This window comes from Leyella stercorea (assembly GCF_019052365.1).
In the GTDB taxonomy this organism is placed as follows: domain Bacteria; phylum Bacteroidota; class Bacteroidia; order Bacteroidales; family Bacteroidaceae; genus Prevotella.
Genome location: NZ_JAHQUY010000069.1, coordinates 1 through 14,681 on the forward strand (window position 1 = coordinate 1; position 14,681 = coordinate 14,681).

Consider the following 14,681-nt stretch of genomic DNA (forward strand, 5'->3'; position numbering starts at 1 on the left):
CGTTTATGCGACTGCGTCGCATTCTTCTGCAAACTTAGAGTGAAATCTGTGGGAGAACCTCCGCTGCACCAACATTCTCCGCCAATTTGTCCTTTGCTTCTGACTATCTGTCGCCGAAACTGCCAATGTTGCTTACGATTTATCGGTGGAAACAGCGAAACGTTTTTGGCACGTAAGTTGCAGTATACTTAGTGCAAGCCGATGGGCGGAAGCCCGAAGGCAAGCAAACGATAAACGTAAGATTAAAATATAAATAGGAGGTATTTGATATGTTACCAGTAATGAGAAATACTTGGATGCCAGAAGTTTTCAACGACTTTTTTGATACCGACTTTATGCCGCGTACAAACGCAACCGCCCCGGCAATCAACGTTAAGGAAACAGAACACGACTATACTGTAGAGCTTGCTGCAGCCGGAATGACGAAGGACGACTTCAACATCAACATCGATGCTGACGGCAACCTGCACATCAAGATGGAGAAGAAGAACGAGAAGAAGGAAGAGGAGAAGAAGGAGCACTATCTGCGCCGCGAGTTCTCTTACACCAAGTTCGAGCAGACATTGCTCTTGCCTGACGATGTCGACAAGGAGAAGATTGCTGCCAACGTGAGCGACGGTGTGCTTACTATCGATCTTCCGAAGGTAGAGCAGAACGTGCAGAAGGCAGCTCGCCAGATTGAGGTGAAATAATCCTCGCGAGGCACGCCCAGACGGCACGACAGCTTCGCAGCCCGACGCCGTCAGGCACGCTCAGCAGTTGATTTTGGTTAGTATTAGATGATATAAATTGTTGTTGAGAAAATTGTTGATTAGGTTTAAGTGAGAAAGCCCTGCTTCGCACGAATGCGAAGCAGGGCTTTCTTCATAAAATAATTAATAATTAATAATTAAAAATTACTTATACTCATGTACCGGCAGTTCGCCGTTGAGTGCTCCGAGCGCGTTGAACGCCAGCGACTCCATCTCGCCTTCGCCCGGCAGCACTACGACCGGAGCGAGGAAGCCCACCTGCTTCTTTATCTCCTCAACGCAGTATTTGCTGTATGCTATGCCGCCGGTGAGGATGATGGCATCCGCCTTGCCCCAGAGCGCAACCGCCATGGCGCCAATCTGCTTCGACACGGTGTAGAGCATAGCCTCGAGCACCTCGTGGAACGGCTCCTCGCCAGCCTCAGCGCGGCGCGAGATCTCCTTCATGTCCTTCATGCCCAGCAGCGCCTGGCATCCGCCGTTGCCCGCAAGCATCTTCATTATCTCAGTCTCGGTATGCTTGCCCGAGAAGCAGAGGCGCACGAGCTGGTCGGCAGGCAGTGTTCCGGCACGTTCCGGCGCGATAGGACCCTCGCCGTTGAGCGCATTGTTCACGTCAATCACCTTGCCCTCGTGGTGAGCCGACACACAGATGCCGCCACCGAGGTGAGCCACTACGAGGTTCATCTCCTCATACTTGCGACCTATGCTGCGCGCATAGCGGCGCGAAGCAGCCTTAGCGTTGAGCGCGTGGAATATCGACTCGCGCTTCATGAACGGCAGACCCGTGTAGCGAGCGCGTGTCATGAACTCGTCTACCACCACAGGGTCAGCCATGTAGGCTGGGCAGTGACACATCTGTGCGATGTCGTCGGCAAGGATCGAACCGAGATTGCACACATGCTTGTGCTTGGCGTTGATGAGGTCCTGCTTCATCTGCTCGTTGACGGCGTAGACACCACCGTGCAGCGGCTTGAGCAGACCGCCGCGACCTATCACGGCGTCGAACTCCAGAGGTATTCCAGCCTCCTTGAGCAGTTTCAGCACGAAGTTCTTGCGATACTCATACTGCTCGTTAACGGTGGTGAACTGGTCCAGCTCCTCCTGCGGGTGCAGTCCGTCGGATGTCCATACAGCACGTTCGTCTTCATACACAGCCACCTTCGTTGAGGTGCAGCCGGGGTTTATGACAAATATCTTCTTCATAAATGATGTTTGTTGCTTCTTATTTGTTAATCGCCTTCAGGCAGGCAGTTGCTAAAGAGTAGAATTTAGAGTCGGCAGTGTCGGCGCGCGATGTCACCACGACCGGCGCGCTGGTGCCCACGAGCATGCCCGCAACCGTAGCTCCGCCGAAGAGTGTGAGCGTCTTGTAGAACGTGTTGCCAGCCTCGATGTCGGGGAAGATGAGGCAGTTGGCTTTGCCCACAACCGGCGATGCGATGCCCTTGATGGCTCCGCTCTCTGCGTCGCAAGCCGTCTTTACGTCCATCGGACCGCTCAGGTCCACCTCGCCGTAGGCTCCGTTGGCGGCGTTAGCCTTCAGCTCCTCGTAGCTCAGCGTGAGCGGGAACTTCTCAGACACCTTCTCGGTGCAGTGGATGAGAGCCACGCGCGGACGGTCGCCGCCCGTGATGCTGCGATAGGTGGCGGTGATGTAGCGCGCCAGAGCGTCAAACTGCTCCGTAGTGGGGTAGGGAATGACGGCTGCGTCGGTGAAGAAGAGCAAGTGGTTGAGGCTCGGCACGTCAGCCACAGCGATATGTGTCAGCACGCTGCCCTTGATGAGGATGCCCTCCTCCTTGTTGAGCACGGCGCGCAGGAGGTTGTCGGTGTTCAGCGAACCCTTCATAAGCACGTCGGCGCGGCCTTCGCGCACCTCTTTCACGGCATGACGCGCCGCATCGTCGTCGTCTTCGGCTACGATGAGGGTCACCTTGTCGGGATAGTCGGCAGCCAGACGGCGAGCGATGTCAGCCTTAGCTGCGTTAGCCACAAGGATGAAGCGTGCGAACTGCTCCGCGATGCTTCGTTCGATAACTTCTTCTGTGTGAGAGTCGGCAGGAGATGCCACGGCAACCGTCACTACCTGCGCAGCTTGGCGCAGACGTTCGGGTAGGATTTTAAAGTCAACGATAGGTTCCATACTTATTTATAGGGTATTATGTTTAGAGTTGCGCATTTTGTTGCTATCTGTGCAACTTTTGCAAAGGTACAGTAAGTTTGTTATACTGCAAAGAAAAACGGGAAAATTTATTCTCAATCGCAGGAATGTGGAACTTTAATCAGTGAAATATAGTAACTTTGCAGTCAAATATACCAAGATATAGTCTATGACAACAGCAGAATTTATACAAGAATATCGCGAAAAGGACACCCGTCAGCTCGCCCTTCAGTCGGCACGCTTCCCCGATGTCGACATGCCCTACGCACTCGACCAGATAAAAGGCTGGCAGACAGCGCGCCGCAAGCTCCCCACATGGGCTGCCTGCGACGGCATCGTCTACCCGCCACACCTCTCTATGGAGCAGTGCTCGTCTGAGCCGACGGCGCAGTATAAGCTCAATCTGGCGATGGAGTGGGCGAGGAGAGTTGATCATGCGTCCAGCATGACTGACCTGACCGGCGGTTTCGGTGTCGACTTCTCGTTCACCTCCTGCGCTTTCGCCTCAGCCACATACGTAGAGCGCAACGCGCAACTCTGCCACATGGTGGAGCACAACCTGCCGTTGCTCGGCATCGACAACGCAAAGGTGGTCTGCGCCGACGCCGTCGACTATCTCTCTACGCTCGATATGCAGACAATGATATTCCTCGACCCTGCGCGCCGCGACCAGCACGGCGCCAAGACCGTCATGCTTGCCGACTGCACGCCCGACGTTGTGCAGCTCCTGCCGCAGCTTCTCAAGAAGTCGCGCTTCACGATGCTCAAGCTCTCGCCCATGCTCGACTGGCACAAGGCTGTAGAAGACCTGCAGGGCATGGTGCGCGAGGTGCATATCGTGTCGGTGGGCGGCGAGTGCAAAGAGCTGCTGCTCGTGCTGTCTGAAGAGATGGAAAGCGAGCTGAAGGTGTTCTGCGCAGACCTCGAAGCGGGAGGCTCCAGTCTTTCTGGCGGTTCTAGTAGTTCTAGCTGTTCTAGCTGTTCTAGCCTTTCTAGTGAACCTAGTTTCCCTAGAACGCCTAGTTCTCCTAGCGCTCCTAGTTCCCCTAGCGCTCCTAGCAATGCTTCTCTCTTCGTCTACGCCCCAGGCGCCTCCCGCCCAGCCCCCAACTCAAAACTCAAAACTCAAAACTCAAAATTCTTGCATGAGCCCAACGCCTCAATTATGAAGGCCGGCTGCTTCGACGAGCTTGCGGCAGCCTACGGCGTGTCGCCCGTCAGCCGCAACAGCCACCTCTTCCTTTCTGCTGAGCCCGTTGACGGCTTCCCGGGCAGGAGCTTCAGCATAGAGCGCGTCACAACGCTCAACAAGCGCGAACTGCGCCAGGCGCTGGCAGGCATCGAGAAGGCGAATATCGCCACACGCAACTTCCCGCTCTCGGTAGCCGAACTGCGCAAGCGCCTCAAACTCAAAGACGGCGGTGACGTGTATATATTCGCTACAACCACCGCTGAAGACGAACACCTACTGCTGATTTCTCATAAATATCAATAAATATTTAGCATATTTTCGTCTGTTTGAGCAAATTTCCGTACTTTTGCATCTTTAAGGCTTTATTTATAAAGATGTATCCATCGCCCGAAGTGACAATCGGGCGACGTATATCAAACAAAAAATGAAAGAATAAATCAAGAAAAATGTCAGCAATAGAGATTAAGAAAGTTGAGTCGCGCCGCGACCTTCGCCAGTTCGTTAATTTTCATTACGACCTCTATAAAGGTAATGCTTACGACGTGCCCAACCTCTACTTCGACGAGATGAGGACCTTCAGTAAGGACAAGAATGCAGCCTTCGACTTCTGCGAGGCAGAGTATTTCATGGCGTTTCGCGACGGCAAGATGGTAGGTCGTGTGGCTGCCATCATCAACCACAGCGCCAACAAGAAGTGGGAGCGCGAGTCGGTGCGCTTCGGATGGATCGACTTTGTCGACGACATCGAGGTGTCTACAGCCCTGCTCAAGGCTGTAGAAGACTACGGCAAGCAGAAAGGAATGAAAGAAATCGTCGGTCCGCTCGGATTCACCGATATGGACCCCGAAGGAATGCTCCTCGAAGGCTACGACCAGCTCGGCACTCAGGCTACCGCCTACAACTATCCCTACTATCCTGAGCACATGGATCGCATGGGCGGATGGGAGAAGGACAACGACTACGTAGAGTACAAGCTCTACGTGCCCGAAGAGATGCCAGAGAAGTATGCAACCATCGCGAAGATGATTCAGAAGCGCTACAACCTGCAGGTGAAGAAGTTGAAGCGCAATGAGATATACGGCGAGAACGGATACGGCAAGAAGATATTCAATGTAGTGAACGAGACCTTCAAGGACCTCTACGGCTACTCGAAGCTCACCGACCGACAGATAGAACAGTACGTGAAGATGTATCTGCCCATGGCAGACCTCGACCTCATCACCATCATCGAAGACTGGAACACACCCGACCATAAGGTGGTTGGCGTGGGCATCTCCATACCTTCGCTCGCACACGCCCTGCAGAAGTGCGGCGGAAAGCTCTTCCCCTTCGGCTGGTGGCACATACTGCGTGCGCTGAAGTTCCACAAGACCGACGTCGTAGACCTTCTGCTCGTAGGCATTCTGCCCGAATACCGTCAGAAAGGCGCCAACGCTCTGCTCTTCTACGACCTCATCCCGCGCTACCAGCGCCTCGGCTTCAAGTGGGGAGAGACCCACGTCGAGATGGAGACCAACATGAAGGTTCAGGGACAGTGGCAGTATCTCAACCGCGAGATACACAAGCGCCGCAGATGCTATAAAAAGAACATTTAAATCGGATAGCATCCTTGGTGCTGTCACAATCGCTTAGGATGCTATAAGATATAAAGAAATAAAATGGAAGAAAACATTCAACCCACAGTTCAGTATACCGACGACAACATACGCCACCTCTCCGACATGGAGCATGTGCGTACACGTCCTGGTATGTATATCGGTCGCTTGGGCGACGGTCAGTTGCCCGAGGACGGCATCTATGTGCTTCTGAAGGAAGTAATCGACAACTCTATCGACGAGTTCAAGATGAACGCCGGCAAGCGCATAGAGGTAGACATCGACGACCGCCTGCGTGTGTCGGTGCGCGACTATGGTCGCGGCATTCCGCAGGGCAAGCTCGTAGAGGCTGTCAGCGTGCTCAACACCGGCGGCAAGTACGACTCGAAGGCGTTCAAGAAGAGTGTGGGTCTGAACGGCGTTGGCGTGAAGGCGGTGAACGCCCTCTCGGCACATTTCGAGGTGAAGTCGTACCGCGACGGAAAGGTGCGTGCGCTCAAGTTCGAGCGCGGCAACCTCAAGTCGGACATCACCGAGGACTCTGCTGACGAGAACGGCACGTATATCTTCTTTGAACCCGACCCCACACTGTTCGTAGGCTATTCGTTCCACGACGACTTTGTGGAGACAATGCTGCGCAACTACACATATCTCAACTCAGGTCTTGCGATTATGTACAACGGTCGGCGCATCCTCTCGCGCAACGGCTTGGCAGATCTGCTCACCGACACGATGACTACCGACCCGCTCTACCCCATAATACATGTGAAGGGTGAGGACATCGAGATAGCCTTCACGCATACCAACCAGTATGGCGAGGAGTATCACTCGTTCGTGAACGGACAGCACACCACGCAAGGCGGCACCCATCAGAGCGCTTTCAAGGAGCATATAGCAAGAACCATCAAGGAGTTCTTCGGCAAGAACTACGAGTTCACCGACATACGCAACGGACTCGTGGCTGCCGTGGCGCTGAACGTAGAAGAACCTATGTTCGAGAGCCAGACAAAGATTAAGCTCGGTTCGCTTCAGATGGCGCCGGGCGGAGAAAGCATCAACAAGTACGTGGGCGACTTCGTGAAGCTCGAGGTAGACAACTACCTGCACATACACGCCGACGTTGCGGAGGTGATGCAGCAGAAGATAACCGAGAGCGAACGTGAGCGCAAGGCGATGGCTGGTGTTACAAAGCTGGCTCGCGAACGTGCCAAGAAGGCAAACCTCCACAACCGCAAGCTGCGCGACTGCCGCATCCATTACTCCGACGCGAAGAACGACCGCAAGGAAGAGTCTTCTATCTTCATTACCGAGGGCGACTCAGCCAGCGGATCTATCACAAAGAGTCGCGATGTGAACACCCAGGCGGTGTTCTCGCTGCGCGGAAAGCCGCTCAACTCGTACGGCTTGACAAAGAAGGTGGTGTACGAGAACGAAGAGTTCAACCTCCTGCAGGCTGCGCTCGACATTGAGGACGGACTCGATACGCTCAGATATAATAAGGTGATAGTGGCAACAGATGCCGATGTGGACGGTATGCACATACGCCTGCTCATCATCACGTTCTTCCTGCAGTTCTTCCCCGATCTTATCAAGAAGGGACATGTCTATGTGCTGCAGACTCCGCTGTTCCGCTTGCGCAACCGCCGCACCAAGATTAAGAACAAGAAGGTTGTGGCAGACGCTGACGCGCGTCTTACGGGCAAGGAGAAGAAGAGCGACTTCATAACCCGCTACTGCTACAGCGAGGACGAGCGCCAGCAGGCGATACGCGACCTCGGACCCGACCCTGAGATAACACGATTCAAAGGTCTGGGCGAGATCTCGCCGGAAGAATTTGCCCATTTCATAGGTCCCGAGATGCGACTTGAGCAGGTTACGCTGCACAAGACCGACCAGGTGCAGAAGCTCCTCGAATACTACATGGGCAAGAACACCATGGAGCGACAGAACTTCATCATCGACAACCTTGTTGTGGAGGAAGATCTGCCCGAGGAAGACATGGAATAACAAAACAATCAGATTATGAAACGTACCAATAATCACAAACATAACGCATCGCACTCATTCTCGTTAAAGACGGGAGTGGGTGCGTTGGTTTTTCTTTTGCTGTGCGTAGCTACATTCGCACAGCGCGTCAATCCGCTCAAGAAGCTCCAGATAGCAGAACTCGCCATCAGCAATCTCTATGTCGACTCGGTAGACGACCAGAAGCTCGTAGAGGACGGCATACGCGGCATGCTTGAGAAGCTCGACCCCCACTCGTCGTACACTACGGCGAAGGAGACAAAGTCGCTCAACGAGCCTCTGCAGGGCTCGTTCGACGGCATCGGCGTGCAGTTCAACATGATTTCCGACACGCTGCTCATCATCCAGCCCGTACGCAAAGGCCCTTCAGAGAAAGTTGGCATCATTGCCGGCGACCGCATCATCACTGTCAACGACACAACCATATCTGGCGTGAAGATGGAGCGTTCGGAGATAATGCGCCGCCTGCGCGGTCCGCGCTCGTCGAAGGTGAAGCTCGGCGTGAAGCGTCGCGGCGTGCCCGACCTGCTCACGTTCACCGTGACGCGTGCGAAGATACCCGTACACACGCTCGACGCCTACTACATGATACGTCCGCACGTGGGCTACGTTCGCATCGGTTCGTTCGGTGCAACCACATACGGCGAGTTCATGACCGCAGTCGACTCGCTGCAGAAAGCCGGCATGCGCGACCTTATCCTCGACCTTCAGGACAACGGCGGCGGCTACTTGCAGTCGGCTGTGCGCATCGTTGAAGAGTTCTTGCAGAAGGGCGACCTCGTAGTGTATACCGAGGGACGCGCCCAGAAGCGCCAGGAGTACAACGCAGGTGGCGGCGGTCGCCTTGAGAAAGGCAAGGTATGCGTGCTCATCAACGAGTATTCGGCGTCGGCAGCCGAGATCGTCACCGGCGCCATCCAAGACCAGGACCGTGGAACCGTGATAGGCCGCCGCTCGTTCGGCAAGGGTTTGGTGCAGCGTCCTATCGAGTTCGACGACGGTTCGATGATACGTCTCACCGTAGCCCACTACTATACGCCCTCGGGCCGCTGCATACAGAAGCCCTACGAGAAGGGCGAGAAGGAAGACTACGCGCAGGATATAGAGAAGCGCTTCAAGCACGGCGAACTCTACTCTGCCGACTCGATACACTTCAACGACTCGCTGCGCTGCTACACCCTGCGCAAGCACCGCACGGTGTATGGCGGCGGAGGCATTATGCCCGACGTGTTCGTGCCGCTCGACACCACACAGTACACAGCGTTCCACCGCCAGCTCGTAGCCCGCTCGCTCGTTATCAACACAACGCTGCGATACGTTGAGGACCACCGCGACGAGTTGAAGGCAAAGTACGCGAAGTTCGACGACTACATGAAGCGTTTCGAGGTGCCGCAGGCGATGGTTGACACGCTCTTTGCTGAAGCCGAGCGCCAGAAGGTAAAGCCTCGCGACGACGCCGAGCGCCAGCGTACGCTCCCCATGCTGCGTCTGCAACTGAAGGCGCTCATAGCCCGCGACATTTGGGATATGAACGAATACTTCCGCCTGATGAACGAGCAGAACCACATCGTGAGCAAGGCGGTAGAAGTGATTACGGGCAAGTAAAACGTATTGGCTTAAAAGCTACTAAAAGTCGTCCTTATTTCTTTCGAAGTGTTGACAGACATTAAATATTAAGGCAAATGGAAAACTTTTGTGATAAAAAAGTTTTCGCATTTGCCTTTTTTGTATATCTTTGCGCCTAACGACAAGGCTTTTAACGGCTTTGCAACCAAACTGTAATAGTAGTAGTCATTGAAACTGCAACATCAGTTGTAATGAAACAGTAACAACATATATAATAATTAGGAGATGAAAAAATTAATGTTCAAGAGCAGCATTGTGACAATGCTTTGCGTTTTATGTAGTCTTTCAGCCAGTGCGGAAGGAAAGTTCGTATTGTTCAAGTACGGCAATTTCGACACATGGGTGACACGCCAGATTCACGAGTCGGCTGTTATCGGCGGCAATACAAAGACACTCTACGAGATTGGACCAAACAGAGCCCTGAAGGGCAACAACCCATACGTGAACCTCGGCGGATCGCCTTGGGGCACGAGCAACGTGATGGCTAAGGTTTCGGGCATCACGAAGACCAACAATTCGGTGTATCGCGACAACCGCGGATCGGGACATTGCGTCAAAATGACCACCCACATCGAGACCTGCAAGGTGCTTGGTCTTATTAATATTAAGGTGCTCGCCGCCGGCAGCATCTTCCTCGGCGACATGAAGGAGCCTATCACCGGCACGAAGGAAGGCCCGAAGGCGCTTAACTTCGGCATACCGTTCACTCATCGTCCCAAGGCTCTGCGCTTCGACTACCGTGTGCATGTGCCGGGCAACGCCAACCGCATCCGTCAGACCGGTTTCTCTAAGGTGACGACCGTGCATGGCAAAGACTACTGCGTGGCTCTTCTGCTTCTGCAGCGTCGCCACGAGGATGCGCATGGCAACATCACCGCGCAGCGCGTGGGCACCGTAGTGGTAAAGTACGGCAAGTCGACCAATGGATGGGTTGAGGACGCCACCTACGAGATTCACTACGGCAACATCACCGGCAAGTCGTTCTACGACGCTTCGATGATGGGTCTGCGTTCTACCGACTACGCTCGCAACTCTAAGGGCAAGAGCGTGATTGTGAAGGAAACCGGCTGGGCTGATGCCGACGCCACACCGACGCACATCGTGCTGCAGTTCTCGTCGAGCCACGGCGGTGCTTACGTAGGCACCGTGGGCAACACCTTCTGGGTAGACAACGTAGGACTGGTGTATTAAAGGTGTTGAGATGTTGAGATGGTGAGGTGTTGAGATATCCTTGTCAACTCTATTATTAATTTAAAAACATGAGGTTATGCGCCCCTTAAAAGCGATTCTTTTCTTACTCTTTACGATAGCTCTGCAGCCCGCTCGGGCTACAGAGCCGTTCTGTTTTGACACTACCGCAGTAGTTGTGGCGTCTGCCGCAGACGTGCCTTGGGCTGCCGACACCGCCGTGGTGGCGAAGCCGAAGAAGAGTCTCTTCAACCGCTTCCTTGCCTACTTCAACGACGCCAACAAGGAGAAGAAGAACAAGCGTTTCGACTTCAGCGTGATAGGCGGACCCCACTACAGCTCCGACACCAAGTTCGGCATCGGACTCGTGGCTGCCGGTCTCTACCGTTCCGACCCTGCCGACTCGCTCTCGGCTCCGAGCAACGTGTCGCTCTTCGGCGACGTCTCTACCGTGGGCTTCTACATGCTCGGCGTGCGCGGCACACATAAGTTCCCGCGCGACACCCACCGCCTCAACTACACGGTCTATTTCTACTCCTTCCCGTGCTACATCTGGGGATGGGGCTACGACATGGGCAACCAGGACGCCAACAAGAGCAAGATGAAGCGCTGGCAGGCGCAGTTCAAAGCCGACTGGCTGATACGCACCGCCGACAACCTCTTCATCGGTCCGACCGTCGACTTCGACTATGTGCGCGGCACTAAGTTCGACCGCGTCGACTTGCTTGGCGGCGAACGCCCCGAGACGCTCAACTTCGGTGCGGGCGTGACTGCCATCTACGACACGCGCGACAACCTCACGGCGCCGAAGCGAGGCATGTACATCCAGTTCATGCAGCTGATGCGCCCGAAGTTCATCGGCAACAAGTACAACTCCTACACCACCGACTTCCGCATCGACGGCTACACGCATCTGTGGCGCGGCGCTACGCTCGCTGCCGACTTCCGCACGCAGCTCAACTTCGGCGATGTGGAGTGGTCGATGCTCGCGCAGCTCGGCGACAGCTATTCGATGCGCGGCTACTACCAGGGCCGCTACCGCGACAACCATAAGATGGAGGCGCAGGTAGAGCTGCGACAGCATGTGTGGAAGCGCAACGGCGTGGTGGCATGGGTAGGCGCCGGTACCATCTTCCCGAAGTTCAGCAAGATAGAGTGGAAGCACATACTGCCGAACATGGGCGTGGGCTACCGCTGGGAGTTCAAGAAGAATGTCAACGTGCGACTCGACTACGGCTTCGGTAAGTCGGGACAACACAGCTTTATATTCAATATCAACGAAGCGTTTTAATTCTTTCGTAGCGGAGGCCGGAGACCTCCGCTACGGCTAACTATATTCTTATGAAAAAGATAATAGGTTTTTTGACCTCTCCCCGTTTCCTCTTCTTCTACATCGTGCTCTCGCTCGCTGTCCCCAACGTGGCGCTCTGCTTCACCGAGCACATGCCCGTGTTGGCTTGCGTAGCCAACGTCGTGCTGCCCGTATCGCTCTACGCGCTGCTCATGACGCTCTCCAAGAAGACGGGACGCCAGGTGTGGTTCCTCTTCCTCATCGTCTTCTTCGCAGCCTTCCAGATAGTGCTGCTCTACCTCTTCGGTCGCGGCGTGATAGCCGTCGACATGTTCCTCAACCTCGTCACCACCAACCCCGGCGAGGCGATGGAGTTGCTCAACAACCTCGTGCCCGCCGTTGCTACCGTGTTCATCCTCTACCTGCCGCTGCTCGTGCTCGCCGCAATGTCGTGGGCACGCCATCGCACCGAGGACGTAGCGTTCCTCAAGCGTGTGCGCCGCTACTCATGGTGCGGCATGGCTGCGGGCGCCGTGCTTATAGCGCTGTGCTATGCGGCTTATCCTAAGGACAGCGACTTCGACTATCGTGCCGAAGACCATGTCTATCCCGCCAACATCTTCTACAACCTCTACCTCGCCTGCCGCGAGAGCGGACGCGTAGCCGACTACCGCAAGGATGTAGCCTCCTTCCGCTTCAACGCCCGCTCGGCTCACGACGCCGACTCTGCCGAGGTGTACGTGCTCGTCATTGGCGAGACGGCACGCGCCGACAACTTCCAGCTCTACGGCTACGGGCGCGAGACCAATCCGTTGCTCTCAAAGACCGACGGACTCAGCGTGTTCCGCCATGTGCTCTCGCAGTCGAACACCACGCACAAGAGTGTGCCGATGCTGCTCGCAGCGGCTTCTGCCGAGAACCACGCACGTCTGTACCGCGAGAAGAGCCTCATCACGGCGTTCCGCGAGGCAGGCTTCCACACCTCGTTCATCTCCAACCAGCAGCCCAACCACTTGTTCATCGACTTCTTCGGTGATGAGGCTGACGACTTCGTGTTCATCCGCTCGGCTGTTAGCGTCATCACTGGCGACGTGACGGCGCAGACCAGCGACGAGCGTCTGCTGCCTTACGTGAAGAACATCCTCGCCAAGAAACGCAAGAAGGAGCTGATTGTGCTGCATACGTACGGCTCGCACTTCAACTACCGCGACCGCTATCCGCAGAGTCGCGCCAAGTTCCTGCCCGACACGCCGACGGAGGCTGAGCCGAAGAACCGCGCTCAGCTCATCAACGCCTACGACAACACCATCTGTCAGACCGACTTCGTGCTGCACAGCATCATCACGATGCTCGGCAAGAGTGGGGCGCAGGCGGCAATGCTCTACACGTCCGACCACGGCGAGAATATCTTCGACGACTATCGCAAGCGCTTCCTGCACGCTTCGCCCACGCCGGCGTCGCACGGCATACATGTGCCGCTCCTTGTCTGGACCTCGGCGTCCTACCGTGCGGAGTATCCTGCTGTTGTGTCGGCGCTCAACGCCAACCGCGCGAAGGATGTGCAGTCGAGTGCGTCTGTATTCCCGACGATGCTCTCCATCGCAGGCATCAGTGCGCCGTGCGTTGCCGACGTGATGCCGCTCTCGCTCGCCAATCCTACATACCGCTGCGGCGCCCGCCGCTACCTCAACGACCACAACCGCTCCGTAACGCTGAAGCAAGCAGGCTTCTCCGATATCGACTTCGAGCAGCTGAAGAAGTGGGGCGTAGGGTTGTAGAATGCCTCCAAGGGGGTGCACTTGTCTCAAGTGCACCAATCGAGCAAGAAGTACACTTTTTACTACGTTGGTGCACTTCTTGCTCTGGCAAGCGGCAAAGACGAGCGGAGACAAGTGCACCCCTTGTGGGTACGGCATTCTTGCCGTACCCACGCAGCCTTCTGTATTATTATTCTCCCACAGAACACGCCGAATTCACAGAACCTTCTGCTGCTATGTTCTCCCACGGATATCACAGATGCACACAGATGGTTATGGTGCGATGAATTGAAAGCGGATTAAACGGATTTTCTTGCTGTGGAATTTTAACAGCGGATTAAACAGATTAAACGGATTCGATGGGTGCGTTGAATAAACAAGCAGATTAAACGGATGCTATTTTCAGGGGGTGCACTTGTCTCAAGTGCACCAATCAGGCATATGAATGCCGTCTGCTTTGTTGGTGCAGCTGAGACAGCTGCACCCCCTGGAGGTTAGTGGCTGCGTGGGTACGGCAGGAAAGCCATACCCTCCTATATTAGAATCCGTTTAATCAGATAATTACGCCGCCAACAAATCCGTTTAATCCGATAAATCCGTTGTTTGACATAAGGCGGATGCTATTTTCAGGGGGTGCACTTGTCTCAAGTGCACCAACCAAGCAAGAGGTGCACCAACCGAGCAAGAAGTGCACCAATCAGGCAAATGAATGCCGTCTGCTTTGTTGGTGCAGCTGAGACAGCTGCACCCCCTGGAGGTTAGTGGCTGCGTGGGTACGGCAGGGATGCCATACCCTCCTATATTAGCATCCGTTTAATCCGAAAAATTCTCAAAAAAAACTTTTTTGTAATCCGCTTAACCCCATGCAAATATAGTACAAGTCACCTCCGCGAAAAAGTTCATTCTAGAGAAATGAGAGGCGCGTTTTTAGGTTTAAAAAGGCGAAAGTAGGATGAAAGGCAATAAAAATTGAGACTTTTCAGTGTAAAACGATAGCTTTTACAAACTTTTCGTGAGACTTTACACTGTAACTCTTGAGACTTTACCCAGTAAAACCTATGCTTTTACCATGTAAAGTCTCACGATAAGTT

10 protein-coding genes are annotated in these 14,681 nt (G+C 54.6%); 8 read left to right on the forward strand and 2 right to left on the reverse strand.

Annotated elements, in window-relative coordinates:
* The first annotated feature begins 269 nt into the window (after positions 1–269).
* Positions 270–692, forward strand: a complete 423-nt coding sequence (locus KTQ90_RS10720; protein WP_217318425.1) for an Hsp20/alpha crystallin family protein — start codon at positions 270–272, stop codon at positions 690–692.
* 204 nt (positions 693–896) lie between these two features.
* On the opposite strand, the gene buk is transcribed toward KTQ90_RS10720, so the two are convergent.
* On the reverse strand, positions 897–1,958 hold the full coding sequence (gene buk, locus KTQ90_RS10725) for a butyrate kinase (RefSeq protein WP_217318426.1): 1,062 nt from the start codon (positions 1,956–1,958) through the stop codon (positions 897–899).
* A 19-nt stretch (positions 1,959–1,977) separates the two neighbouring features.
* The gene (locus KTQ90_RS10730) at positions 1,978–2,898 is read right to left on the reverse strand and encodes a phosphate acyltransferase (RefSeq protein WP_217318427.1); all 921 of its coding nucleotides are present in this window, start codon (positions 2,896–2,898) and stop codon (positions 1,978–1,980) included.
* Between the two features lie 187 nt (positions 2,899–3,085).
* Here KTQ90_RS10730 and KTQ90_RS10735 point away from each other — a divergent pair, with 187 nt between their 5' ends.
* The 7 genes from KTQ90_RS10735 to KTQ90_RS10765 all read left to right on the forward strand — a co-directional run bounded on the left by KTQ90_RS10735 (position 3,086) and on the right by KTQ90_RS10765 (position 13,611).
* Positions 3,086–4,411, forward strand: coding sequence for a THUMP-like domain-containing protein (locus KTQ90_RS10735; protein WP_217318428.1), 1,326 nt, complete (start codon positions 3,086–3,088; stop codon positions 4,409–4,411).
* Positions 4,412–4,554: 143 nt separating this feature from the next.
* Complete coding sequence (locus tag KTQ90_RS10740) at positions 4,555–5,703, forward strand: N-acetyltransferase (RefSeq protein WP_217318429.1); 1,149 nt, start codon at positions 4,555–4,557, stop codon at positions 5,701–5,703.
* 63 nt (positions 5,704–5,766) lie between these two features.
* The gene (locus KTQ90_RS10745) at positions 5,767–7,710 is read left to right on the forward strand and encodes a DNA topoisomerase IV subunit B (protein ID WP_217318430.1); all 1,944 of its coding nucleotides are present in this window, start codon (positions 5,767–5,769) and stop codon (positions 7,708–7,710) included.
* Positions 7,711–7,725: 15 nt separating this feature from the next.
* Positions 7,726–9,333 (forward strand): S41 family peptidase, encoded by a 1,608-nt coding sequence (locus KTQ90_RS10750; protein ID WP_217318431.1) that lies wholly within the window; start codon positions 7,726–7,728, stop codon positions 9,331–9,333.
* Between the two features lie 246 nt (positions 9,334–9,579).
* Positions 9,580–10,545: a PCMD domain-containing protein gene (locus tag KTQ90_RS10755; RefSeq protein WP_217318432.1), complete on the forward strand. Its 966-nt coding sequence runs from the start codon at positions 9,580–9,582 to the stop codon at positions 10,543–10,545.
* A 76-nt stretch (positions 10,546–10,621) separates the two neighbouring features.
* On the forward strand, positions 10,622–11,833 hold the full coding sequence (locus KTQ90_RS10760; protein ID WP_217318433.1) for a BamA/TamA family outer membrane protein: 1,212 nt from the start codon (positions 10,622–10,624) through the stop codon (positions 11,831–11,833).
* Positions 11,834–11,883: 50 nt separating this feature from the next.
* Entirely contained in the window at positions 11,884–13,611 is a 1,728-nt protein-coding gene (locus KTQ90_RS10765) for a phosphoethanolamine transferase family protein (RefSeq protein WP_217318434.1), read from the forward strand.
* The last annotated feature ends 1,070 nt before the right edge of the window (positions 13,612–14,681 follow it).

Bases quoted from the DNA above. Each gene is read 5' to 3' on its own strand.
- KTQ90_RS10720 (WP_217318425.1), top strand. From the start codon at position 270: ATGTTACCAGTAATGAGAAATACTTGGATGCCAGAAGTTTTCAACGAC.
- buk (WP_217318426.1), bottom strand. From the start codon at position 1,958: ATGAAGAAGATATTTGTCATAAACCCCGGCTGCACCTCAACGAAGGTG.
- KTQ90_RS10730 (WP_217318427.1), bottom strand. From the start codon at position 2,898: ATGGAACCTATCGTTGACTTTAAAATCCTACCCGAACGTCTGCGCCAA.
- KTQ90_RS10735 (WP_217318428.1), top strand. From the start codon at position 3,086: ATGACAACAGCAGAATTTATACAAGAATATCGCGAAAAGGACACCCGT.
- KTQ90_RS10740 (WP_217318429.1), top strand. From the start codon at position 4,555: ATGTCAGCAATAGAGATTAAGAAAGTTGAGTCGCGCCGCGACCTTCGC.
- KTQ90_RS10745 (WP_217318430.1), top strand. From the start codon at position 5,767: ATGGAAGAAAACATTCAACCCACAGTTCAGTATACCGACGACAACATA.
- KTQ90_RS10750 (WP_217318431.1), top strand. From the start codon at position 7,726: ATGAAACGTACCAATAATCACAAACATAACGCATCGCACTCATTCTCG.
- KTQ90_RS10755 (WP_217318432.1), top strand. From the start codon at position 9,580: ATGAAAAAATTAATGTTCAAGAGCAGCATTGTGACAATGCTTTGCGTT.
- KTQ90_RS10760 (WP_217318433.1), top strand. From the start codon at position 10,622: ATGCGCCCCTTAAAAGCGATTCTTTTCTTACTCTTTACGATAGCTCTG.
- KTQ90_RS10765 (WP_217318434.1), top strand. From the start codon at position 11,884: ATGAAAAAGATAATAGGTTTTTTGACCTCTCCCCGTTTCCTCTTCTTC.